At 51.6% G+C, this 25,132-nt stretch carries 20 protein-coding genes and 1 riboswitch; of the genes, 4 read left to right on the top strand and 16 right to left on the bottom strand.

What is annotated here, in order from left to right:
* Nucleotides 1-25: 25 nt before the first annotated feature.
* From thiE to AC3WTJ_RS14490, 6 genes are all read right to left on the bottom strand, one after another.
* The gene (gene thiE, locus AC3WTJ_RS14515; protein WP_492522375.1) at nt 26-676 is read right to left on the bottom strand and encodes a thiamine phosphate synthase; all 651 of its coding nucleotides are present in this window, start codon (nt 674-676) and stop codon (nt 26-28) included.
* Entirely contained in the window at nt 673-1,542 is an 870-nt protein-coding gene (thiD, locus tag AC3WTJ_RS14510) for a bifunctional hydroxymethylpyrimidine kinase/phosphomethylpyrimidine kinase (RefSeq protein WP_492522374.1), read from the bottom strand. The genes thiE and thiD overlap by 4 nt, the downstream gene beginning before the upstream one ends.
* 301 nt (nt 1,543-1,843) lie before the next feature.
* The gene (locus AC3WTJ_RS14505; protein ID WP_492522373.1) at nt 1,844-2,611 is read right to left on the bottom strand and encodes a thiazole synthase; all 768 of its coding nucleotides are present in this window, start codon (nt 2,609-2,611) and stop codon (nt 1,844-1,846) included.
* A gap of 6 nt (nt 2,612-2,617) precedes the next feature.
* Complete coding sequence (gene thiS, locus AC3WTJ_RS14500) at nt 2,618-2,821, bottom strand: sulfur carrier protein ThiS (protein WP_127458742.1); 204 nt, start codon at nt 2,819-2,821, stop codon at nt 2,618-2,620.
* Nucleotides 2,805-3,992 carry a glycine oxidase ThiO gene (thiO, locus tag AC3WTJ_RS14495; protein WP_492522372.1) on the bottom strand — a complete coding sequence of 396 codons (1,188 nt, stop codon included), beginning with the start codon at nt 3,990-3,992 and terminating at the stop codon, nt 2,805-2,807. Before thiO ends, thiS begins: the two co-directional genes overlap by 17 nt.
* Nucleotides 3,976-4,623, bottom strand: coding sequence for a DUF561 domain-containing protein (locus AC3WTJ_RS14490; protein WP_492522371.1), 648 nt, complete (start codon nt 4,621-4,623; stop codon nt 3,976-3,978). The genes thiO and AC3WTJ_RS14490 overlap by 17 nt, the downstream gene beginning before the upstream one ends.
* A gap of 143 nt (nt 4,624-4,766) precedes the next feature.
* A riboswitch (TPP riboswitch) is annotated at nt 4,767-4,865 on the bottom strand.
* Nucleotides 4,866-5,024: 159 nt separating this feature from the next.
* Here AC3WTJ_RS14490 and AC3WTJ_RS14485 point away from each other — a divergent pair.
* Nucleotides 5,025-6,008, top strand: coding sequence for a bile acid:sodium symporter family protein (locus AC3WTJ_RS14485; protein WP_157317678.1), 984 nt, complete (start codon nt 5,025-5,027; stop codon nt 6,006-6,008).
* Nucleotides 6,009-6,088: 80 nt separating this feature from the next.
* Here the strand turns inward: AC3WTJ_RS14485 and AC3WTJ_RS14480 are convergent, their stop codons facing one another.
* Nucleotides 6,089-7,594 (bottom strand): FAD-dependent oxidoreductase, encoded by a 1,506-nt coding sequence (locus AC3WTJ_RS14480; protein WP_492522370.1) that lies wholly within the window; start codon nt 7,592-7,594, stop codon nt 6,089-6,091.
* Between the two features lie 195 nt (nt 7,595-7,789).
* Here AC3WTJ_RS14480 and AC3WTJ_RS14475 point away from each other — a divergent pair, with 195 nt between their 5' ends.
* Entirely contained in the window at nt 7,790-8,452 is a 663-nt protein-coding gene (locus tag AC3WTJ_RS14475) for a hypothetical protein (protein WP_492522369.1), read from the top strand.
* Between the two features lie 435 nt (nt 8,453-8,887).
* Here the strand turns inward: AC3WTJ_RS14475 and AC3WTJ_RS14470 are convergent, their stop codons facing one another.
* The 9 genes from AC3WTJ_RS14470 to AC3WTJ_RS14430 form a co-directional block, all read right to left on the bottom strand.
* Complete coding sequence (locus AC3WTJ_RS14470; protein ID WP_492522368.1) at nt 8,888-9,409, bottom strand: YbjN domain-containing protein; 522 nt, start codon at nt 9,407-9,409, stop codon at nt 8,888-8,890.
* A gap of 230 nt (nt 9,410-9,639) precedes the next feature.
* Complete coding sequence (locus tag AC3WTJ_RS14465; protein WP_492522367.1) at nt 9,640-10,416, bottom strand: eCIS core domain-containing protein; 777 nt, start codon at nt 10,414-10,416, stop codon at nt 9,640-9,642.
* Nucleotides 10,417-10,545: 129 nt separating this feature from the next.
* On the bottom strand, nt 10,546-11,922 hold the full coding sequence (locus AC3WTJ_RS14460) for a PP2C family protein-serine/threonine phosphatase (protein ID WP_492522366.1): 1,377 nt from the start codon (nt 11,920-11,922) through the stop codon (nt 10,546-10,548).
* A 51-nt stretch (nt 11,923-11,973) separates the two neighbouring features.
* Nucleotides 11,974-12,309 (bottom strand): STAS domain-containing protein, encoded by a 336-nt coding sequence (locus tag AC3WTJ_RS14455; RefSeq protein WP_492522365.1) that lies wholly within the window; start codon nt 12,307-12,309, stop codon nt 11,974-11,976.
* On the bottom strand, nt 12,306-12,743 hold the full coding sequence (locus AC3WTJ_RS14450) for an ATP-binding protein (protein WP_492522364.1): 438 nt from the start codon (nt 12,741-12,743) through the stop codon (nt 12,306-12,308). The genes AC3WTJ_RS14455 and AC3WTJ_RS14450 overlap by 4 nt, the downstream gene beginning before the upstream one ends.
* Nucleotides 12,744-12,780: 37 nt before the next feature.
* Nucleotides 12,781-15,843 carry a HEAT repeat domain-containing protein gene (locus AC3WTJ_RS14445; RefSeq protein ID WP_492522363.1) on the bottom strand — a complete coding sequence of 1,021 codons (3,063 nt, stop codon included), beginning with the start codon at nt 15,841-15,843 and terminating at the stop codon, nt 12,781-12,783.
* 18 nt (nt 15,844-15,861) lie between these two features.
* A complete protein-coding gene (locus AC3WTJ_RS14440) occupies nt 15,862-16,398 on the bottom strand; it encodes a GNAT family N-acetyltransferase (RefSeq protein WP_315953012.1) in 537 nt (178 codons plus the stop codon).
* On the bottom strand, nt 16,376-19,144 hold the full coding sequence (locus AC3WTJ_RS14435) for an adenylate/guanylate cyclase domain-containing protein (RefSeq protein WP_492522362.1): 2,769 nt from the start codon (nt 19,142-19,144) through the stop codon (nt 16,376-16,378). The genes AC3WTJ_RS14440 and AC3WTJ_RS14435 overlap by 23 nt, the downstream gene beginning before the upstream one ends.
* 16 nt (nt 19,145-19,160) lie before the next feature.
* Nucleotides 19,161-22,397 carry a stalk domain-containing protein gene (locus AC3WTJ_RS14430; protein ID WP_492522361.1) on the bottom strand — a complete coding sequence of 1,079 codons (3,237 nt, stop codon included), beginning with the start codon at nt 22,395-22,397 and terminating at the stop codon, nt 19,161-19,163.
* A gap of 211 nt (nt 22,398-22,608) precedes the next feature.
* Between AC3WTJ_RS14430 and AC3WTJ_RS14425 the strand changes: the two genes are divergently transcribed.
* A complete protein-coding gene (locus AC3WTJ_RS14425) occupies nt 22,609-22,995 on the top strand; it encodes a DUF4280 domain-containing protein (RefSeq protein WP_407869658.1) in 387 nt (128 codons plus the stop codon).
* A 46-nt stretch (nt 22,996-23,041) separates the two neighbouring features.
* Nucleotides 23,042-24,742 (top strand): MORN repeat-containing protein, encoded by a 1,701-nt coding sequence (locus AC3WTJ_RS14420; RefSeq protein WP_492522360.1) that lies wholly within the window; start codon nt 23,042-23,044, stop codon nt 24,740-24,742.
* Nucleotides 24,743-25,132: the final 390 nt, after the last annotated feature.

Raw genomic sequence — 25,132 nt, 5'->3', positions numbered from 1 at the left:
TTTTAATGGGTAATTGTATTAACGACTACGGCATCTTTAAAATGCGATCCAGCTCCGACGCTGCGTCCTGCGGGGAGCGCGCGCCAGCGATCGCGCTCACAACCGCCACGCCATCCGCCCCTGCGCGGATGACGGGCCAAGCATTCGTGGCATCGATCCCCCCGATGCCAACCAAAGGCAGCCGGATGCCGCCTTCGCGCATCCGGGCAATCATGGCAGGCCCCCGGACCTCACGCGCATCGAGCTTCGTGCGCGTGGCGTATTGGGGGCCTACGCCCAGGTAGTCGGCGCCTTCGGCTAACGCCGACTGCGCCTCCCCCAGATCGTGGGCCGATACGCCCACGATCATATGCTTCAGCCGCTGCCGCACGGCGGCGGCTGGGGCGTCCTCTTGGCCGATGTGAATCCCATCGGCCTCCAGCTCTAGAGCAAGCCTTTCATCGTCATTGACGATGAAAGGGATCCGGTGCTGCGCGCATAAGCGGCGCAGCCGGGCGCCCAGCTCGAGCAGCGCCGGCCCCTGCAGGGCCCCGGCGCCTTTCTCGCGGAGCTGAAACATCGTGATGCCGCCGGCAATCGCCGCCTCCAGCACCGCATAAGGATCAGCCCCTCCACAGTTCGGGCTGCCCATCACCAAATACAACCGCAGCGCTTTGCGCAGTTCTTCACTCGTCATCGCGTACCTCCAGCGTAAACATCGTGACTCACTATAATCGTGTTGGAGGATGCAGCGCCATCCTGCCTTTGCCCCCGCCCGTACGCCCAATGGTTCGTTGGACCATGGCCGCTTCCGATATACAGCGGTTCGGCAATAGCGGCTTGGATGAAATTTTTGGCCAAATGTAAAGATTCGGAAGCTGACAGTCCCTGCGCAAGTCCGGAAGTGATAGCCGCAGCAAACGTGCAGCCAGTACCGTGTGTATGCGGTGTATGTAGACGTCGGGACGAATACTCTGTAAACGACTTCCCATCATAGAGCAAATCCGTAGCATAAACGGAGTTCGCTTCATGACCGCCTTTGATCATCACATGCTGACAGCCGTATGCATGAATTTTTCTTGCTGCTTGTTGACGCGACTCGCTATCCATGATCGATATCCCGCTAAGCGCCTCCGCTTCCGGAATATTTGGCGTGACCACGTCAGCCAGCGGCAGCAGGTATTCAATCATGGCGTCTATCGCCTCTTGTTGAAGCAAAGAGGCGCCGCCTTTGGCGATCATGACGGGATCGACGACAACCCGCCCCCACTTGTAGCTTTTTATGGCAGCAGCTACGATTTGGATGATTTCAGACGAGAATAACATCCCGGTTTTGAGCGCATCCGGCCGCAAATCGGCTCCGATGGACGCTAACTGCTGTTCCACTGCCTGAGCGCTCATCGGGAACACGCCTTGAACGCCGAGCGTGTTCTGCGCGGTCACGGCCGTAATCACTGACATACCGTAGACGCCCAGCTCTTGGAACGTCTTTAAATCGGCCTGTATTCCCGCTCCCCCTCCGCTATCGGAGCCAGCGATTGTCAGAGCTTTATAGATGGACATCTGGGCTCCCCCTTTCAGAATTCTTTAAAAACTTACGTCCATTAGCACCTTGCGGCTGAGACGGCCTTTTCCTACCGCTCATTGTCGGCAGCGCCGATTTTTCGGCTCGAAACAGCCTTTTCGACTCTCTCAAGCGAACTTATTCGGCCGCTTATCCCCGCCTTGCGGCTGAGACGGCCTTTTCCTACCGCTCGTTAGCGGCAGCGCCGATTTTTCGGCTCGAAACAGCCCTTTCGACTCTCTCGAGCGAATTTATTCGACCGCTTATCCCCGCCTTGCGGCTGAGACGATCCTTCGGCCCCTAAACCCGGCTAAAACCGTCCATCGGACTGCTCGCCGAAGCATAGCGTTTCTTCGGAATTCGGCCTGCCTCGAAGCCGGCGCGTCCCGCTTCAATAGCGAGCTTCATGGCATACGCCATTTTGACCGGATCCTTGGCACCTGAAACCGCTGTGTTCAGCAGCACGCCATCCGCGCCCATCTCCATCGCCAGCGCTGCGTCTGAAGGAGCGCCTATACCGGCATCGACGATGACCGGCACCGTTGCTTGCTCAATAATGAAGCTCAAGTTGAGCGGATTAATAATGCCCTGCCCGGTGCCAATCGGTGATGCTCCCGGCATGATGGCATGCACCCCAAGCGCTTGCAGGCGCTTAGCCAACAACACGTCATCCGAGGTATACGGCAGTACAATGAAGCCCTCTTCCAGCAGCATCTCCGACGCTTTTAACGTTTCAACAGGGTCAGGCAGCAGCGTCATTTCATCGCCAATCACTTCTACCTTAATCATGTCGCAAAGCCCGGATGCCTTCGCCAATTTGGCGATGCGCACTGCTTCTTCCGCTGTTTTCGCCCCGGCCGTGTTCGGCAGCAGCGTGAAGTTCGACACATCCAACATAGATAAGAAATTCGGCTGGCTCGCCTCAAAAATGTTCATCCGCCGCACCGCAAACGTCAAAATCTGCGATTCACTCACATCCACAGCCTGCTTCTGAATATCAAAATCCGGGAATTTGCCTGTGCCTAACAGTAGTCTTGAACGAAATTCATATGGACCGATTTTTAACATGGTTAATTATCCCCCTCCAACAAAATGAACGATTTCGATTTTATGTCCTTCCGATAACTCCGTTTTCACATGATCTTCTTTTTGTAAAATGTTCTGATTATGCTCGACAACGAGCATTTTCTCCTGCAGCTCAAAATGGGCCAGCAGCTCTTCAATCGTACGAATCGCATCCGGAACCTCGACGCTTTGGCCGTTAATGTGCAGCTTCAATGCTGTGCAGCTCCTCTCCTTGTAGTCGCCCGCTTTCCAAGCGCTTGGATGTTCCCGACAGATCGGGGCAAAATGCGTCCAAACTGGGCTGTAAACTGCCTGCGTCCTCGCCTAATACGAGCTGAGCGATGATCTTCCCTGTGATCGGGCTGAGCAAAATCCCGTTGCGGTAATGCCCGCAGGCCGCAAATAATCCCTCATACATCGGGACTTTGCCAATGTACGGCATGCCGTCTGGCGTCTGCGGACGCAGGCCTGACCAAGCCTTCTCCCACTCCGCATCGCCGATTAAGGGCATTAATTGGTTCGCTCGCTCCATCAGCTCTGCAAGCCCTGCCAGCGACACCTTGCGGTCGTAGCTGTTCGGCACAACCGTCGCGCCGACGAGCAGCCGTCCTCCGGCTTTGGGGACAATATAGCACCCTGGCGTGAACAGGGTCTTCTGCAGCTCGCGCTTCTCCGTGAGTACGGAGAAGCACTCCCCCTTCACGGGATACACCGGCAGGTCGATCCCGCTGCCGGCGAGGAACTGGCCGCTCCACGTCCCGGCCGCCACAACAACGTGCTCGCTATACAGCGGCCCCTCGCTCGTCATTACGCCGACGACGCGATCGCGCTCCGTCAGCAGCCCTTGCACATGGGCGAATTCCTGCAGCTTCGCCCCAAGCACCCGCGCCGCCTGCGCGAAAGCAGCCGCCAGCTGCGGCGCCTCGACCTGCCCATCCTCGGGCAGGTACAATGCTCCGCGCGTCGCTCGGCTCAGCGCGGGTTCGAGCGCTGCGGCTGCGGCTGCGCTCAGCCACTCCGCTCTTTCACCCGCTGCGCGCTGGAGCTTCTCCCTCGCGCGCAGCTCTTGCTCCTGATCGTCGCTGAGCGCGACGTTCAACAGCCCTTCACGGACGAGACCGATGTCGATGCCCGTGAGGCTCCTCAGTTCCCCGCTCAGTTCGGGGAACATCGCTCTGCTCTGCCTGGCCCACTGGAACAGGGGCCCGGTGTCCGCCATCTCGGACTGCGCTCCGAGCATGCCGGCTGCGGCGGCCGAGGCCTCCGTCCCCAGCCTGCTGCGCTCCAGCAGCGTGACGGACTGGCCTCGCTTCGCCAAGTGATAGGCGATCGATGCGCCTATCACGCCTCCTCCAACGATGATAACGTCACTCGTATGCTTCAAGTCTCTCACCTCTAGTTTCTTCTTGCTGCTGCAACTCTTGGATGTAAGCTTTTACGGTTTCCACGGGGTCATCCGCCTCCCAAATGCCGCTCATCACCGCGATGCCGGAAGCTCCCGCAGCCAGAACAGGCCTTACTCTTGCAGGTGTTATGCCACCGATAGCGATGACCGGAATCGTTACCTGCCGGGAAACATTCACTAGTTGTTCAAGCCCTCTTGGTTCAACCCCCAGCTTTGAACCTGTTGCAAAAATATGCCCATACAAGACATAATCCGCCCCTTCACGCTCGCGTTTGACAGCTTCCTCCGTGCTATGTACGGAGACTCCTGTGCGATGCGCGCTTGGATAGCTATCTCTTATCTTCAGCAGCTGCGGAGAGCTTTCGGGAAGGTGCAAACCGCCAAGCCCTGCAGCAGTTGCCATCCAGGGGTAGCCGTTGATACAAAGGCTTTTCGCGGGTACACCTTGTTCCAACAAATACTGTACGCCCATAAAAACTTCATCCATCGGCTTATTTTTCTCTCGGATATGAATAGCCGTGACATAAGGATGGATCCGGGTTGCAATGGCAGCCATCTCCTTCCATGCCAACTTGCCATTCGATATCACATGCAGCTCGCGCTCGGACATGGAAGTCCGCCTCCTCACTTTTTATACCGATGTATCGATAGGCAAGGCAGCCTGGTGCGGCAATCAAGACGCAAAAAAACCACTTTTCCTAAGAAAAGTGGTTGTAGGTTGCCCGCATAATAAACATGCAAAAATGAGGCGCCAAAGTCCGGTTTCCACTTTCCTCCGCTGGTATGACCCAGTTCAGGTTCAAAGGGTTCAGATTGCTCTGTCTCAGCCTTGCGGCGCCCCTAGGGATACATTCGTATTCATTTGTTCATTATCATAACACGGTATCCAGTCGATGGAAATAAAAATTTCCAATCCATCTTATCCTAGTCACCCGAAGCTATTGCTCTTATAATGGGGAGAACGCAACCCTCGGCCTTTATTATCCATTGTAAGGAAGGATGAACACCCAGATGCTAGCTCAATTGAATCGCCAACTGGAAAAAATTTTGCCGCTCATCACACCTGTCAGCGTGCTTATCGGTGTTCTGCTCGGCAGTCATTTATCCGGCTTTACCTTCTTATCGCCTTGGCTGTTTGCCTTTATGACATTCTCGGGCAGCATCAGCTCCAGCTTCAAGGAATTTGTTAAAGTGATCGTCCAGCCCTTCCCTCTTATCGCAACGCTGTTGATTCTACATGTCGGTATGCCGCTGCTTGCGCTTGGACTCGGTCACGCCGTTTACAGCTCGGAACCGTTAACCATCACAGGGCTCATTCTGGCCGCAGCCATTCCAACAGGGATTACAAGCTTCGTGTGGGTCGCCATTTATCGTGGAAACATCGTGCTGACCCTATCGATTATTCTCATGGATACCGTTCTTTCACCCTTTGTTGTGCCTTATACACTCTCTGCACTGGTCGGCACGAAAGTCCAGATGGACACTTTTGCCATGATGCAAGGTCTATTCTTCATGATTGTCGTACCGTCCTTGCTGGGCATGCTCCTTAATCAATGGACGAAAGGCAAAATTAAAGAGCAGTGGAGCGGCCGTCTAGGTCCTTTTTCGAAAATATGCATGGGCATCGTTGTTGCGATTAACAGCTCCGTTATCGCGCCATACTTGCGTGATTTTAATGCCAAACTGCTCGGTTTGGCCGGTTTTGTACTAGCCCTCGCTTCCCTCGGCTACATCCTGGGATGGATCGTCGCCAAGCTGATGAAGTGGGAGCAGGACGTCGTTGTGGCGCTTACGTTTAACAGCGGGATGCGGAATATTAGCGCCGGCGCCGTGCTTGCTGTAGCGTACTTTCCGCCTCCGGTGGCGATTCCCGTTGTGCTCGGGATGCTGTTCCAGCAGTCTCTGGCGTCGTTATTCGGATTTCTTTTGAACAGAAAATACGCTTTGAAAAGCGATAGACCTAATCTAACTGTGAATCGAGCCAAACAAGTTTAATGGAGGAGCTGCCCGTGCAGCTTCTTCTTTAATTTGGAGGTAAAAGGAACTTTGCTCTCATAGTACTTACAGAGTACCCCCTACGGAAGCAAGAGTTTCCCTTTATTCAACTGCTCAATTTGTTCTTCAGTCAAGTCTCCCATTTTATTATTGGCCGATATCCCATTCAGGGTAATTCCATACTTACCCTTTATATATTCATGAATAGCTTGCATCTCATTTTGTGCTAGTCTACTTAAATCCTGCCCTTCTTTTAATTGCCCAAGTAGTATACCTATGACTTCAGCAGCTAAAGACGTATTGGCTTGAATGCGCGCACTGCCATAAGCGACAGACGAGGCTCCTACGTTTTTGCCTGCTAGAATGACGTTTGCAAACCCCTTAGGAATAAAAGAACGTAATGGCATCCCATATTTGTCGGGATCACCGCTATGTTGCCCCCATGTGTGACTTGCTGTTCCCTGGAGATCAATCGGGTATCCACCTATACTCACGTTATCCCAGAACATTTTGCCACTCATCAGGTCCGCTGCCTGCAAAACATACTCAGTTTGGTAACGGTTGTAGTCACGAATGTACAAATAATCTGGAAAGCCATTGATTTCAGCTTTGTCCCAACCAATCAATTGTTCACGAAGATGAGGTAAGATACGAAGCGTCTCCGCCTTTCCTCTGTCTAATGCAGCTTGTACACTTTCCTTGTCTGAAGGATCCACATTAAATAACAATAGGGCATTAATCAGGGCCTCACCATCTCGTTGATTAATCACGTTAAGCCCCCGGAGAAATACTTCTCTGTTACTTGGTGTAAATGTCGCTCCAACCTTCCCAAAGCCCCATGTAAATTTATCTGTAACTGTAGTAGTTGAACCGTATTTATTTTCTAAATCTATTTTGGTTAAGCGATTCGTTTCCCTCTGGAACTTTTCCCAATCTATGTTGCGAAATTTCATCATGATTGAAGCTGCCATGTACTGTCGTGGTCCGCCGAATACAGTCTCAATGCCTGGAATACGTTCCAGTTCAAGGCCACCTACTAAAGCGTTGAAATCCGTATTTTCTACCCAGTAGTCTGCAGTGATCGTTTTTTCTGATCCTTCCTTTGAACGATAGGTTATGGCCTTAATCTTCTGGGTACCTGTAACCGCATCTTTCATCCTATCAATATTGGTAATTGAAATGCCAGATTCAAGTGGTACCCCCTTTATGAGTGTATTGAAATACTGTGCAAATTCATTTGTTTTTCTTATCTCACCTTTTTTATAGCGATTAAAAAGTTCCTTAACTCTTCCTTGGAGCAAGGACCGATTTTGGTCATCGACGGGCTCATCCAAAAACTGCATTTGTCCTTGTATGAGCTGTCCTCCCGGATGTTCTCTGGGATCTAAAATAGTGACCGATACCCCCTCATCGATCGCTGCCCTAGCCAGATAGGCTCCTTCTATTTCCGAACCAATCACAACAACTTGTGTATGGCTTGAACTACGGTTTTCTTTTTCCACTTGCACGTTTACCTGATCACAGGCAGCCATAAATAATAGACTAGTAAAAAGCAAACTGATTTCTAATCCCTGATATCTTCTCATTGCTCGCTCCAAATACAAATTATGGATGATAAATTAAAAGACGATATTCATGCAATAAAGTTCAATCACATCCCACTCAGCCATTTTTAAGCTAACATTTATCTCCTATTCAGCTTCCCTTCTCTTTTTTTTCATAATTACGCCGTACAATGAGAATGAAATGGAAGACTATCGATAGGAGTGGTACATAGACATATGAAAATTAAAATGAAACAAATAGCCGGCTTATGCATTCTTCTTCCCGCTTTGCTCAGCGGTTGCGGCAACCAAGCTTCCCCTCAGCAAGCAGCGGCAAGTACAGCGCAACCTCAAGCGAGCGCGCAACCTTCGGCAGATGCGAAGCAGCAGGGGCAGAATCGTCCCGCTATGAGCCAGGCGCAAAGACAGTTGTTCAGCACCTTCCAAACGCTTCTCATGATGGACAAAGCGGAAGGACTTGCAATTACTAAGGATCAAGCCCAAGTTATGCTTCCTGTTGCACAGGACATCGAAACCAAGGCTGAGCTCAGTGACGAGAACAAAACGAAGCTGCTCGAGAAGCTGACGGACGCGCAGAAGAAGTTCATCGACGACGCTGCGAGCAAGATGGCCAATCGCGGGAATGGCGGCGGGAACCAAGGCGATGGCACGCGTGGCAACTTTAATGGGCAAAAAGGCGGGAAACCGGACGCCTCAGGCGCACCTTCCTCTTCGGCTTCACCGAATGCAGGGGCCGGTTCTGAAGGCACGAACGCTGGGAAACAACCTCGCGAGAACGGTGGCAACGGCGGCAATCGTCCTGCCGGTGGCAATGGCGGGCAAATGATGAAGGATCCCGGCAAACAGCTTGTTGAGCTTTTGCAGGAGAGAGTGAAATAAAGCAGCGGCATCATCTTTAGAGGAACTTCTGGTCCGCGGAAATTGGTGTATAGCGAAGACAGCCTGTTCGTGTACGCGATTAATGAGCTAGACTTTGCCTAGTGCTACAACAGCCAATTGTAACGGACCCCACAGGCGCTATTTCCAATAAAATAGCCTGATTTTTGAGCTAACGGACTCCAGAAGCGTTATTGCACCTTAAAGCAGCGAAAAACGCTGCTGTAGAGGAAAATAGCGGCTGCTGTGTCCGTTAGATTTTGAAAAGGGCTCTATTTCATCGAATAGCGGCGCCTGAGTCCGTTAGCGCGTAAGTGGGCTGCTTTATTCGGTTTTTTTGCCCGTTATATCGAAAAAGTAAGATTAACCCGAACGCAAAAAGGGCTTCCCGTCGGTAGATAACTCTACATTCGGGACAGCCCTTTTCGGCGTTGATGATTAACCTCTTAGTGCCTGAACAACCTGCTCGGCATCCGCTTCACCGCTGGCCACCAGCTCCACGTGATCGGCAAACATATCACACATATAAACGAACAAGCTCAAAATCTCCAGCACTTCCTCACTGTCAAAAGAGCGCGCAGCCGAGATGCTGTACACATAACGGTAATGCAGCTCATTATGCTCATTAATGCCAAAATGGCCAATCGGCAACCGCGTGTTGATCTCAAGCAGCAAGGCGGCAACCTCTTCGCGCTTCCCCTCTTCAAGGTGAAAAGGAAGCGTACTGTATATTTGCAGCAGCTGAATCGCAGCGATCTCTTCGTCGTTCAAAGGTAAAAAGCTAAAGTGCAGGAACCGTTCCCGTTCCTTTTTATCCTCTTGAAAACCGGCCATCAGCACGTGAAGCGGAATCGCGTCTGATTTCTCCAACAAATTGGTGGCAAGGCCTGTCTCATCCAAAATCTCTTTTAAGAGCCCTAATTGCGCGAAATGACGCTCGTGTACATGATCTGGCAGCATATGTGTCCGCCCTCCTACTTTCTTCTGCCCAATGCTTTCACTAGGCCGCTTAATTCTTCATCTGCTTACTCGTTTAATCTGCTCATTCTTAACTTTCTCAAGTGCAAATATACTTCTTCCCAATGCTTCTGTGCAAATGTGAACGGGATACAGGGATACACTCACCTACTCCCACACGCGAAAAAGCAACAGGCGACATCGCTCCCCCTGTTGCTTATACGAGATTCGCTTTATTTGCCGCCTCGCTGTTGGATAACATGCGTTAGCTCATGTCCAAGCAGCTCCTGACCTTCGCGCGAATCCGGATTATAGCGCCCTTCACGGAAAAAGATATCATTCCCTGTTGCAAAAGCTTCTGCGCCTAACGAAGCACTAATCTCCGACGACTGTGGATTATTATGAATGTTAACATTACTGAAATCCGCATTAAAGGCCGATTCCATCTTCGCCTGAATTTGCGCGTCCATCTTACTGCCGCTGCCTTGCATGGATTTAATCTCCGATTCAACGGAAGCATCCGCATCAAACGCTTCGCCGTCGGAAGCTTTCATCTGCAGCTCTTCCTCTTCCATCTCTCCGCCTTCGCTCCGCTGGATGATCGTCTCCGAGGATGGCTTCATCTGCAGCTCTTCCTCTTCCATCTCTCCGCCTTCGCTCCGCTGGATCGTCTCCGAGGACGGCTTCATCTGCAGCTCTTCCTCTTCCGACTCTCCACTTTCGCTCCGCTGCACATCAGCGGAAGCTCCGCTATTTTCCGATGCTGCAATTTTGTCCGCCACTTCTTTGCCAACTTGATCCGCCTCTTGTTCATAAGCGTCTCCGGCCGGCCCAACCGTCAATTTCGTCTGTATGGACAGCATACTGCCTACCGCTTTATTCCCAATAGCCCGTTGTATATTCATAAGATCTGCTCCTGCAGACTGCCCTTGTGAATGACTCTTATTACGATGTTGATTGTGCAGGGAAGTATCTGGCTGCCTGTTGATACGCGATAGATGCATTGGCATATGAACCCTCCTAGAATGGTCGTACTAAGTAAAATGCCATCAATTGACGGCTTGCGCCCCATCATTATCCGTATCTGAGCGCATGATGTCTTCTAATTTTCACTATATCATACCTGCTGATTTTTGAGGTTACATTTTGTTTGGTTTTCGATCTATAATGAGCACGGCAATATCATCCGATTGGATAGCGCCATTGGCGAAATGGTCAACATCCTGGGTCATCTGTTCCAGTAGCTGTGCCGGCTGGCTCGACAACTCCTTTTGTAAAAGCTCTTGAAGTCGCGAGAAGCCGTATTGCTCCTGCTGCCGGTTTTCTGCTTCCGTAATGCCATCCGTATACATGATCAGGCGGTCACCCTGGTCAAGCGTCACTTCGTTATCCGCATATAGCATATCATCCATGACGCCAAGCGGAAGTCCCTTTTTCCCCTTCAGCTGTTCCACATCCCCGTTACCACGGACAATGTATGGCGGACAATGACCGCCGTCACAGTACTGCAGACGCCCCGTGCCTACATGAAGCACACCACAGAAAATCGTCGCAAACATCGTCGAATCGTCCTTGTACAACTCTTGATTCACGGCTGTAAGCAGCTCTCCAGGCGACATATCCGGGCTCATTTTCCCCTTGAGCAAGGTCATCGTAACCGCCATGAACAACGCCGCAGGAATTCCTTTATCCGATACATCCCCCAAAACGAAAAACAACTTATCGTCGCCAAGTCGAAAATAATCGTAAAAGTCGCCGCCGACCTCACGTGCCGGACGAATAAAAGCCCTTGCTTCCGCCGTAATTTCATTGGCATCCGCCGTCATGTACAAGCCTTGACGTGGCAAGAAGCCCATTTGAATGTTGGTTGCGATGCGCAGCTCGCTTTCCATTCGTTCTTTGGCGGCCGTCGTCTTCTCCAAAACGTCGTAGAGCATGGCATTCTCCAAAGATGCCGCGATCGGAGAAGCAATGGACTCTAGTAGCTGCAAATCACGGTCGGTAAAATGCACATCCTCGCGCTTGTTCAGCACCTGCAGCACGCCGATAATTTTACCTTTGCTCACCAGCGGCACGCAAAGCATGTTGCGCGTCGGGTAATCGACACGTTTGGCGACCTTCGAGGACCAGCGCTCGTCCTGCGCTGCATCGTCGATTTTGACCGATTGGCCGGTCTGGGCCACCCAGCCGGCGATGCCTTCGCCGATTTTGAGGCGAATTTCACGGACTTCATCGCCCTTTTCACCAAGCGCAAGGTCGAAAAACAGCTCATCTTTTTCCTCATCGACCAAGATGACGGAAGAAGCTTCTGCATTCATGATGCGGGAGGAGGTCTCCATGATTTTGATCAGCAAATCCTGTTTGTGAATCGTCGAGTTCACTTCCAAGCTGACATCGAACAACTGCATCGTCCGCTGAAGCTCCAGATCAGCCGTCTTGCGCCTTCGTTCGCTAAGCTGCCACACGATGCCAATCACCAAGCAAACAAGAAGAAGAGCACCTACGACGATATTCATTTCGTACGCCTCCCCAGTTCGTGGGCTCGGCTTTCACACTTACTCGTTCGGCTAGGAAATGGCATGGATCGCATCATCTTCCTTGTCATAAATCGAAAAAATGGAACTAAACCCTGACATATCGAAAACCTCTTTGACATTCTCATTCATGCGCACAAGCGCCAACTTGCCTTGGATGACCTTGATCATTTTCGCTGCGGACAATAAGCTTCTAAGTCCTGCGGAGCTCACATAGTCAAGTCCTTGCAGATCAAAAACAAACTTGCCCTTCCCTTGTTCGACCAGATTCGAGAAAGCGGCTTCCAAACTCGCTGACGTATTGGCATCCAGTCTGCCATTTAAGCTCAGCAGGACGATGTCCCCCTGCATACTCTCCGTTACATTCATGATATTCCCTCCTTCTGAATTCGGCGTTTTGTCATCATCAGTATATTCTCTTCGTTCAGACGCTCATAGCGGATATCATCCATCACTTGTTTCACAAAGTGAATACCCAGACCGCCGATGCCACGCTCGTCCATACTAAGATCAACCCGGGGGCTTGCCTTGAGCAGCGGATTAAAAGGCACTCCGCGATCCGTCAGGCAAAGCTCCCAGCTATCTGCAGCAGCCCCAATGTCGAGACGGATCGTGTGCATACCGCACTCCTCCGGGGGGTGCCCATAGAGAATGACATTGGTTACCAGCTCGTCGCAGACCAAATTCAATTGGAATAACGTCTGATCATCCATGCCCATCGCCGGTGACAGCCCTTTTAAGAATACGCCTAACCGCTCAAGCTCCTTCAGATCATTGCTTAACACGATGGTCTCTACTGACACGTTCGTCCCGCCCTCTCTGCTTATCCACCTAGCCCATTTAAGCCATTTTCAAAAGCATATTTTCCAGCAAGCGAACACGGGCACTTGAGGCATGCAGCAGGCCGATGCCGATCTCTGGATACAATCTCACCAGTCGGGAAAGACTTTCACCTTGCAGCGCAAGCACTCGCACTTCATCGAAAATAGCCTGAGCTGTAACGGCAGAAGGCGATCCGTCCAGAGCCGTCGTTTCCCCAAATGGTTGTTTGGGTCCCAGAACGCCAATCGTTACTGTCTCACCTACACCCGTCTCATTGCTCAGCTCAACATTGCCCTCAATAATTAAATACATCGCGGAATTGCTTTGCCCCCGGCGCAGTAAATAGGTGAGGTCTTCGTGGACTTCTTCCGTCGCAATACCAGCAATTAACCCCAGTTCATCCACTGACAAATCGGCGAATAAGGATACCTGCTTCAGGAAAATAACTTTATCCAGCATGGTCAAAAACTTGCGCTCTTCTCTCATCCCATCACGCTCCAGTGAACTTAATGCGTAAACCGCAATATCCTTCAGCCAATCGTCCGACCATCTCGCAGCTTCTTGCAGCAACTTGAGCGGCTGGGTCATCGCTGTATCGCTGCTGGCCGTTCCTTGCTTCAATAATTCCAGCAGGGCCAAAGCCAATTTACGGTCCCCCAGCCCCTCGGCCAACACCTCAAGCGCATTCTCCCGGACCTCTTCGTTCTCGTCCTTGGTTGCTTCGCGCAGCGTCGCCACAACACGTTCGTCAACGAACTTGGCCATAACGGCCCAAGCCCCGCCGACAAGCGCATTGTGCAGCTCAACGCACCGTTGATTCGCAAGCTCCGCTAATCCCTTCATGCCCAGTTGGAGCAGAGCTTCCGACAAAGCTCGTTCCTGCGTCGAAGCTAGCATGCGATTTACGCAAGGGTCAACGAGCTGCGTTCTCAGTTTATTTTCATCGAGCAGCTCTGCCAGAGCAGTAACGGCTGCGTTCCAGATGAAAGGATTCGCATGGTTCAGGCTGCCCGACAGGGTCGGCAATGCTTTATCGCCCATATCGACCAAGGCTTGAAGAATCGCTTTGCGCAGCTCCTGATCCGCCAAAGGCACCATGTTCAGAAGAATCGGAATCGCCTCGACGTGGCTAAGCTTACCGAGACAGGCCGCAGCGGCAACTTTAACCGCAGGCCGATGATCATCGAGCAGCGACAACACCCAAGCGGAATAGCTGTCCAGCTTCAGATCCGCTACGGTATGGCAGCCATAGACAGCCCATTCGCCGCCGTTATCGAGCATTTTGATAATCGCCTCGTCGCATGCTTGATAGCTTTCTTCGCTTTCGAGCGAGTAAAGCGCCTTAACCCCTTCATGTACAACCCTCGGATGGTTATCCAACAGCTTGACGCGAATGAAAAAGTGCGACTGGCTTTTCAAATGCGTTGCTTTCGAAATCAGTTTCACGCTTTCCGCACGCACCTCCGGGTCTTCGTCCTCAAGGAAAGACGCAACCTGTACGAGATCTTGAATCGTAGCGCTTTGGAGATTCATCGCGCGCAGCACGGCTATACGGATGCGTGAGCTTTCTTCCCCGATCATCCCGATCAAATGGGGCAGAAACGCGGAATCCTTCGCTTTGCCGATGACTTCGAGCGCCAGCTCCCGCACATAATCGTTCGGATGCTTCAAGTAGCCCAGCATGGCGGAAAGCGCCTTGGAACTGCGGATGCCCCCGATAAAGGACTCCGCAATATCAGACAAATCAGCATGCAGCGATTGCACACTTTTAACCAGCTCGCGGATGTATAAGTGCCTGCCGTACCAAGCGACAATGACGAGAACGACCGCCAAACCCACGCCTAGCCAAGCTAGCAGCGACAGCTGAATCAAGCCGAAGGAATGCAGCAACGATAGCAAGGAGCCGATCAAGATCCCGCCTGAGGCAGCGACACCTTGAGCAAAATAACGATAGCCGTCCCTTTTGGAGATGGGCATCATTTTGAAAAAAAGCTGATAACAAGGTTCTGCAATGTAATACAGCAAAATATAGAAGATGGCATAGGAACCCGAAACCAGCGCCAATCCAAGGGACTGATTCATAAATAAGGCCGTAAGTCCGAATCCGCCGAAGAATACCACGGTGATGGCGAGCAGCATATTGCTTGCGCCGAGCCAATTCATTAAGCGTGTAGACACCGTCTGCAGCAAAAGGCAGAACGTGAATTGAATCGCCGTAATTAAGCCGTAAAAAGAGGTTAAATCGCCCTCAAGTGGAAACTTGGCTTCCGCCGCGGTAAAGTACTGATACTCGATCATGAAATACACGGCCGGCATCAGCGTCATTAGCGCAACTGCGCACAATAGGAACGGGCTGCGCAGCATCTGCTTGGCATAGTAACCGGCAGGCAGCTGCTGTTCTTCTTCCTCTGCCTGAACCGTTCCGCTCTGGCTTTTCAGCCGCAGATCTTCTTTTAACGTTAAAGGCACCAAGTAGCGCGCGAGCGCCTTTCGAAAAAAGAGGAAGCCGAACACCATCAACACCGGAGCGAGCGCATAGACGGCTTCCGTTCCTAGCAGCTTGCCGATTTGATGAGCAATCAAGCCGGCGGTAATTCCACCCGTCGTCGTGGACGCGATGAACACAGGCATCAATCTTTTGGCCTGCTGCGTAGGGCATAAGTCAAAAGCTGTGCTCCACAAGAGCAGCGTCAGCTGCCTGACAACAAAGTTGGAGGAGATGAACATAATGGGATAATAATAGCGGAAGTCAATGCCGCCCAGCTTGAAGCCCAGCAGCACCGCACCGTTCAACACCAGTAAACCGATCATCAACAGATAGAGCGTCGTCATCAATTTGGCCTTCGGCAACCGATTGGCCAGCTTTGCCAGCAACCAACCCTCCAGAGGCATGATGGCCGCTTCGGCAATATAGATGTAGGGCAAATACTGCACGCCGAATCTTTGGTTAAAAAGGGCCATAAATGCCGTATAGTTCAATGATTCCGCAATCCCGCTAAAATAAAAGATCGGCAGCATCATCCACAGCTTTCGGATATCTTCCGTCCGCAGTCCCATCCATCTGGTTAAGCTTCCTTGCATATCATCAGGTCCAATCTATCATTTGTCTTCAATAAGCGGTTTATAGAAAGCTAATCGCGCTTCGCCTTCGTAATAGTAATTCGGGTAAGTGCCGATGAGTTCAAAGCCGTTCGCCCGGAACATTTTTTGAATAGGTTGGTATTCGGGTAAATCACATGTATACGTAAGAATGTAGCGCCCCCCCGCTTCTCTCGAGAACGTTTCTAGCGCTTGAAACAAAACTTTCGCAAAGCCATGCCGGCGATAATCGCGATGTACGGCTAAGTAATCCCATAAATAACCACCGGATTGATGCTCATTTTCTTTGCAGCTGGTCACCGCAATAATCTCTCCGGCTTCATTCTCAATAAACCAATGCCAATGATTGCGCTGAGTCAAGCTAAGCAGGGGAGCATTGCGAAAATGCTCCAACTCCCCCGGCGTATGCCTTTGATCATCAAATGAGGAGGAAGATAAATAAAATTCCGTAATCCGTTGTGCGTCTCTCTCTGTGGTCAACTCGTGCACTTGCATATCAAGTTCGCCTCTTTCATCATGAAACAGATAATGTGCCATTCCACTCTGCTGTCGTACCATGTTGGAAATATTCATCACAAATATAGAAGTATAGCTGTGCCGCCTTATCCTGACGATTCTGTTTAATGACCATCAAGAAAGCTTCTCTTGCATCATAGAAACGTCCTACCTGGTAATACGTGACCGCCTGCTCGAATAGCGTCTTAGTCTTCTCTTTAAGCACCCGAATCGTATCGGGATCGCCCTGATAAACGTCGAACAATCGAAGCGGCTCCTTCACTCCTTCTACCTGAATCAATCCCAGGTTTCGGTATTGAAAGGCTGTCGGTTGTTGCAGCGACTGCACCACATGATCGGTAATGAGAATGGATGCGCCGAGCGGTTCCGTCATTTTCTCCAGCATACTTGCCACATTCACACCGTCAGAAATCACATTGCCTTCCAGGCGCTGCTGCTCGCCGATAATCCCGAGACGGAGCGGTCCTTTATGCAGGCCGATACCGAAATCCAGCGGCGAATAGCCGACTTTTGCCCGATGCGAATTGTAAAGATCCAGCTCCTTGCGCATCTCAACGCACGCCTGCAGCGCTTCATCCGCTTGATTCGGGAAAAGTGCCATGAAGCCAGCACCCAGATACTTGTTCATAAGACCTTGATGCTTGCGGACATAAGGGCCGAACCGGCTAAGGAACGAATTGACGAAGTTGAAGTTCTCTTCCGGCGTGAGCTTCTTGGAAAGCAAATAGAAGCTTCGGATGTTAAAAATCAAAATCGACATGTTTTTCTCTACTTGATCGCCAAGTTCAACCTCCAGAATGCTTTCCTTGTTCAAGAATCGCAAAAACTGCTGAGGAACGAAACGGTAGTAGGACTGGCTAAAATTCTCTACCTTGGTAATATAGTCCCGAATACGGGCTGCCATCGTATTGACGCTGTCGCCCAGATCTGACACCTCGTCGCGCGTGTTGATCGTAACAACCGTGTCCCAATTGCCTTTGGCAATCTCGCCGACGCTATTGCGCAGCTTCCGGATTGATGACAGCAATACATAGGTCATGACAACGAGTACAAGCAGCAAACCAACGGAAATGAGCGCAATATTGCGGATAATCGATTGAAGTACCGCCTGGCGATGCTTCAGGATGCCATCCAGGTTTTTACTCGTTTCGAAAACACCGACAATTTTACCCGCTGAGTTAAAAATAGGAGCAATCGCATAACGCCACTCGCCGGAGAAATCCTGCCATTGTCCCGTAGCTGGCTTACCTTCAAGCACAACCTGCTGATTCTCAGGCGTCTGTTGGAAAGGATTGAACATGTGCATGCCATCATCATCTTCTAGAATCCGATAAATGACCCCATTTTCATATTTATATACCGCTTTATAAAAGCCTTGATTATCATCGCTGGCGTTATTTTCAAAAACCGATTGAATCTTGCGGCGGAAAGATTGATAGGTTGCACCATTGTAATCAAGCGGTGACGTCATACTTTCCAGCTTATCGCCATCGACGAGATTTTGACCGTTTTTGGCCAGTAAAATAAGCTCGCTAAACGTTTCCTCTTCCATTTTCTTCGAGAAACTCTCATAAATGACAGTCGACAGCAGAATCATCGAAGCCGCAATGACCGGCACCAGGATGAGGATCTGCTTCATCATCAAAGGAAGTCGCCGCTGCAGCAAATTGAAGAAGACAAGCTTGATCGCATACAACACAAGGATTAGAGCCGCTACGGCAACCGACCAATGTACAAACAATTGGGTTCTTACCGGCTGGCTGTATAGAGCCTCTACCATGGACGGCGTAATGGTTCCATCCGGCAGGCGGCGATTAATTTGCGTTGATTCTACGATAATAAGGCTGCCATCCTGCGCGATGGAACTCGAAGTGGCATCAAAAGCAAGGTCTATGCCGTTTGCTTTCGCCTTCTCTTCGGTTACCAGCCCTTCAATCGTGTAAGGCTGTGCAGGATCAAGCCGGGAAATCATTTTATTGTTAAAATCGATGAAGATCAGGCGGCCCTGATTATCCAGATGCAGGCTTTCAGGGAAATTGCGTCTTGTGCGATCCAGCCCGGGAAGCGGATAAACAAGCTCGGAATGCCCGTCGCCAAAAGCGCGATAGATCTCTCCGCTGCGCGTTGAATAGTAGATCTCGCCAGGCTTAAAGCCGTCTGCCTCAGCGACAAATTTATTTTGCGGGAGCTTTATCGTGTAGACCAACTTGGGCTCGGATGTCTCCTGTTTGCCGACCGGAGCTTGATAGAGGGTTAACTGCTGTACTTCGTCATTGAAGAAATAGACCATCCCATCGTGAACCTGAACATTTCGCAAAGACCCCAATCTATACCGCTGGGTTTGCGCATCATTGTATTCCTGCGAGAACAAGCTGCGGTCGAACTGCCCATCCGGCGTATAGCGAACAATCTGCTCGGACTTCACTGCAATCCCGTAAGGATCAAGCAAGGTGCGAATCGTGTAGAGATATCCCAAATCATCGACAGCCATATCGTTAAAACGGTATACTTCCCCGTTTTTCCCGGTCTCGCTCGTAATGGAGTACTGAAGTACACCATCCCCGTTCAGCTTGTGAATCGTCTTCTTCGCGTTATCGATGACAAACAAATTGTTATGCCCATCCGAGATCGCCTTCGATAAACCGTCGAATGGCATGCTCTTGTGAAAAGGCCATAGTGTGAAGCTTTCCCTGTTTAATCCAAGGTAGGTTCCAGCAGCACCCAGAAGCAGCAGTACGAGCAGCAATGCCGCAATCGATTTCTTCATCGCTCTTTAATCTCCTCTAATATGAAATCTGAATGATTTGCGTCGGTGCGTTCCAATCCACCTGCAGTCCCAAGGATTCTGCTATGAATCTTAATGGGACATACGTCCTTCCTTCAAGCAGAAGGGCCGGACCGTCGATTTGCACAGGATCGCCATCAACATAAGCTTTGTCTTCACTGATACGGCTCGTGATCGTCCTATATTCCGTGCTGACCGTAACCGTGAGAGTATCTTGGTCCCAATCTACGGCGGCACCGAACGACTCCGATACGGATCTTATAGGTAAATATGCCTGCCCGTTTATTATAACAGGCGGAGCATCAAATTTGATGAAAATATTGGGAGAAAGCACGTTTTCTGCCGGAATCGGTTGAATGGATGCACTAGCTGAGCTGGCCGCCAATGAAGCTGAAACATCGGCCAAGGCCGCCTGCTCCTCAGGCGTATACTTGGCCTTTTCTTGCTGCTGCAGCTCCTCCAGCAGCTTCGTGACCTGCTGTTCAAGCTGCGCCTGCACGCCCGCCTCTTGCGGCAGCGCTGCCGCAAGCACCTGCACGGCGTCCAGCTGCGCGAACAGCGCGTCCTTCTTCGCCGTCGCCACCGCCTCGGCGACGGCTTCGAGCGAGCGGGTCAGCGTCGCGACCCGCTCCGTGTCCCCCTGCGCCTGCGCCAGCTTCAGCGCAGTCTCCAGCTTCAGCTTCGCTTCTGCGAGCGAAGCCTGTCCTTCGGATGCGCCCGTTTGCGCATCCGCGAGCTGCGCCTGCGTCGCCAGGAGCTGCTGCAGCACCGCTGCAGCAGCTTCCGGCTCGCCGGCGGCGAGGGCTTGCTCCAGCTTCGTCTGCTGGAGCTCAGCCTGCCCGGCCAGCGCATCCTCGCTGGCCACGTCCTTCCCAGGCGCTGTGCCGCCTGGGGGGGCTTCACCGCCGGGCTCGCCTGGCGGTGTCTCGGTCTCCTCGGACAGCGCTGCGATCAGCGCGTCCGGGTTGTTCACCAGCTCCATCTGCTGAAGGGCTGCCTGGCTGTCGCCTTTCTGCAGCGCCTCCAGCATCCCGAGCTGGGCCTGCGCATCCTTGATCTCGACCGCCAAGTCGGCGATCTCGCTCAGCTTCATATCCGTAACGGCCGCTTCCTTGGCCGCCTCCAGCTTCACAATATCTTTCTTCAGCGTGTCAATCTGCTGCTGCAGCTGTTCGGGCGTTTGCAGAGAAGCAATAGCACCCGGCTTTGCAATCTCCACGGTGACCTTCAAAGCCTCCGCATCCTTCTGTGAAAGCGCTGCGGAACTCGCCGGATCGGCGATTGCGCTGGGGTCTACGGCATTATCCATGCCGAACCAGACCGCTCCAGGCTCATCCGCCTTATAAAAGATCCCCTGTCCCGATGAAGTCATCGTTGCCGAAGCCGCATTATAGGCTTCAGGGGTCAACGCATCCAGCTGTACTTTGTAGGAACCGATGATAACGGTACCTGGCCCTTTTTCCTCATCAGCACCAGAACCGTTCTCACTGCCAGTTGTCCCGTTCCCCACCGAGCTTCCGCCATTTGCTTCACCATTCGTGCCCTCAGTCTCTGCCGCCGCCAACTGTCCGGCATTTCCTTTGCCTTCCAGCAGCAATTCCCCAATCGCTTTCCCCTTCGCGTAGAGCACAACCTTCAAGTTGTCGATTTGACTAAGTTTAAGCGTTAATTGTCGCACAGCCTTATTCGTCTTGGTGCGTTTACCGATCGCTTTACCATCTTTGGTAAACAACGCATAGTCCGTGGCGCCGAGCTTTTTATTCACCGTCACGCTAAAATCACTAAGCAGCGGACCGACGGCCGGCTTCAATTTCCAAGAGCCCGCAGGCGCCGTTGGATTTTGCGGCTTGACGGCGGCGAGCCCGTCATCCAAATTCCGATAAGGCAAGATGCCCTTCTTCAACGTTTTTGCAACAGCCCCGCCTGTGTCGATGTCCAGCTTGCCAAGCGCAGCTTCATAGCTCATTTGGGCCGTTAGAATTTGCTCGTCCGCCTTGCTCACCGCTTCTTTATAAGCCGCAAGCTCGTCGGTTTTCATTAAGCTGAGTTTCACCTTCTGAGCCGCTTTATCCAGCGCGCTTACAGCACTATCCTTATCGCGCAAAGCTTGCGCGTAACCTTCCTCCGTACCCTTTGCTTCCATATAGGAGGCTCTCACTGCTGCTATAACCGCTGTTCTGCTTTCCTTCTCCTGCAGAACCGCCTTATTTTGTTCCATAGTGGCAATAGGTAACGCATCCCGCAGGTCGTCAAGGTAACGCAGTCCGTCAAACTCCCCTTGGAGCAACGATTTGGGAATCGGAATAAATCCAAGCAAAAGGAAAAAACCTTCCCAATCTTTCTTTACCTGTGACAACGTCGTTTCATAACTGGCCAGAAACATGTCCATGTCGATATCCTTAGCCTTATACAGACCATCCATAACCTTCATACGGCTGCTGCCAAATTTGGAGCTGTACAAATCACGTGTCGTGCTTAGCTTATGATCAGCCAAACGCCGATCCTCCGTATCTTTCAGCAGACTGACCGTCGATTTGAGCCCGCTGGTTATATAGGCCGGCAGCTGCTTCTGATCCAGATTTGCGTAATCCGGTTCAAAAGAAAGCTGCACTTTATTCTCCATATCCAACTGAAGCAGCTTGCCTAACGCCAAACGGCTTGATTTGGCCGTCAATTGCGCTTGTTTATAGACGGATGCAGCCTTCTCCAGCGTCTTCTCCGCCTCTTCCTGCTCGGCACTGTCAGCAAGCCCGAATTTCCGCTTCTTTTTAACCGTCTCCAGCGCCGTTTTGGCGTCCTCCCATTTCTTGCGTGCGTTCTCTTCCGCTGCTTCATCCTGATAAGCCGTTAAATATGCTTTTTGCACATCAAACCGAACCGTATTCATCGATTGTCGAAGTGTTTCCTGTGCGATGTACAGCTGCTTGCTGGCCTCAGGCACCTTCAAACGTGTCGCCAGGTCTTGGCTTAAATTCCGGGGCTTGGCAAAAAGACCGGAAGCCTTCGCCTCCTCACTTTTCACAGCATGCTGCGCTTGCTCCAGCTCCAGCTTTTTCTTTGAAATATCCGTTTTGGCGTCCCGCAGGACAGAACTTATTTTCAAGCCTTGATCCATCGCTTCTTTCATGGTTAAAGCTTTTACCGACGCAGCTTCCACACTTGGTCCTGCTGCCAGAACAGGCGCTGCCGACAGCAGCACTACGAGTCCCAGCTTTACTGCTTTTAACCCTGCCACTCTGAATCCCTCCGCTCGCTTGCAACTCTTCCTTTATAGTACAATATCTCTTACACTCTCGCACCCATCTTTTGGAGAAACTTAGCGAAAAGAATCGAATATAGTAATAGATTGATGGTTATCTGCTTTTCTAGTAGTATAAAAGTAACAGAAACTACAACTGCATCGGATCCTGCTATATAAATACTTGTTACATGAATGGAGGTATCCCATGGGGAACCTTGTCTGCGGCGGTGCCATGCTGCAATGTTCTTTCGGCGCGGCGCCCAGTTCGTTAATGGTGCTGCCAGCGAATATGGTCATGACCGCGATGCCCATCGCAAACATTATGGATAATAAACCGATGGTGAACATTTTGCCATTCGGCATGTGTAATTCCATGGCTAATCCTATGGTTGCCGCAGCAACAGCAGCGGCATTCGGCGTGCTAACGCCCATGCCCTGCATACCGGTAACAGCGGCTCCTTGGGTCCCCGGTTCGCCGACGGTACTCGTCGCTAACATGCCGGCTCTGAACAACTCCTCCAAATGCATGTGCAATTGGGGCGGCGTCATTCAAGTTCAGCAGCCAGGGCAAATGACCATTCAGGTGCCTTAACGCATTTTTATTTAAAAATCGAGCGTCCTTTTAGGAGTGAAATCATTTGGAGATTCAGCCGGTCAAAACCATTGAAAAAGTGCTAAGGCCCGTCGTAGCGCCTTTCATCGGACATGTTATGAAAGCCTTTCAAACCATTGGAAGGCTGCCCAAACTAGCGATCATTAAGTTTCAACAGATTCTTAGAGTCATGCTGCAAACGCGTGAGACCTCGTTAAAAAACTATATTTTGATCGGCCCCTACTACGTCTCCAAAAGGCTGCTGCTTTTCATCACCTTGTTGATTCTCGTCCTAATCTTTTTTATCTTCATACGCCCGCCTGCGATTGTGAATAAATGGTTGAACCGGGTTCCTGTTCTGCAGGAGAACACCACAAAGCTGACCAGCTTCTCAGGGAATGGCAAAGTAGTCGGCGCCGAGAAAGCAGCGCGCTATGAAGGCGGCTTAGTTGACGGGCTGTATGCAGGCAAAGGCAAGCTTTATCACAAGAACGGCGTTCTCGCTTATGATGGCGATTTTGAAAAAGGACAGAAATCAGGAGCCGGATCGCTTTATGACGAACAAGGCACATTGCTGTATAAAGGGGCTTTTGCGGGAGATGCCTACAACGGGGCCGGCACCCTGTATACGTCGGGTCAGAAAGTGCTGTATATCGGAGAATTTCAAAATGGCAAATACGGCGGGTCCGGAAAATTGTTTGCCCCAAGCGGCGATCTGCTTTATGAGGGCGCGTTTAACGGCGGCCTTTACAATGGGGCAGGCAAGCTGTTCTCTTCGGGCGGCATAGCCCAATATGAAGGGGAATTTGCAGCGGGCCAATATAGCGGAGCCGGTAAGCTTTACGATACCAAAGGCCTTCTCGTTTATGAAGGCGGCTTTAAGAACGGCAGCTACTCCGGCGAAGGAACCGAGTACTACCCCAGCGGCCTGATGAAGTTTAAAGGCCAGTTCCTGGCGGGCACGTACGGCGGCGAAGGCACCGCCTTCGATGAGAAGGGCGTGCCCCGTTTCAAGGGCACGTATGTGAACGGCGCCCTGAACGGCGCCGGAGAAGCGTACGACGAGTTGGGCAAACTCGTCTACAAGGGCGATTTCAAGGTCGGCGTCTATGACGGCCTTGGCACGGTATTTGACGCAGACGGCGCGCCGCTGCTGCGGAGCTTTTTTGCAGGCGGTCAAGCCAGCCTGCAGGGCTTCCTCGGTTTGTCCAGCAAGAAAGTCGAAGACTTGCTGGGCAAACCGGCGGAAGTGACGCTGCAGGATGCCAGCGTCATGCTTGCGGGCCAGGAGGCGGCGGTTGACGCCTCCGCGGGGGCTATGGCAGCCGCCGCTGACACTGGCGCAAGCGCTGGTGAGGCTGCCGTTGGGGCTTCCACGCCGGCTGCCGCAGGCGCTGGCGCGGGCGATACAGCAGCAGCAACGGCAGGCGTGAAGCTGCTGCTGAGCTATCCGGCCTACCAGCTGTCGCTGCTGGTAGAGCCAGCGAAGGGCAACCCGAAGGAGGCGGTTGTCACTTCGCTTAGCATTTGGGGCTCGAAGCCTTTGGCGCTGCTGCAGCCAGCCATCGAGACCGTCAAAAAGCGCGGCGAGCCGAACGATGCCGGCTACGTCGTGATGGAAACCGAAGTAGGTGCCGGGAATGGCACCTACACGAACAGCTATTACAAGGGTGATTACCTCTTCACCTTGACGCATTTTGATAAAACCAAAGAAGCCCACCTTTTGCAGGTGAGCTCAACAAAATAAAAACAGCCGGGATACGCTCTTGCGGGCTCTCCCGGTTGTTTTTTTGTGGGTTGCATTGTGACCAATATCCCCAAGTAACGCAAATTCTGAGCTATCTACAATAAAGTGATCAAACCTCACTACCCTGACTACTCCGACTCATCTCCACTTCACCACCACTTATCACTCTTACACTCACTCTCCGCCCAGACTATAAACTATAACGGACACCACAGCTCTTATATTGGCTATTTTGACCAATATCAAAAGGCTATCGGACCTGAGAGCCTTTATTCGCTTGATAATTGGCCGATTTAGGCCATCTCACGCTCATTAACGTCTCTCATGTCCGTTAAATTTCATATTGAGCTCGAATCGCTCAAATAGAAGCATCTCAGTCCGTTAGACTCA

The organism is Paenibacillus sp. FW101-FHT12H11, from assembly GCF_058790355.1.
Note: the sequence above shows the minus strand (reverse complement) of the source record. Positions and strands in the feature narration are given on the sequence as shown.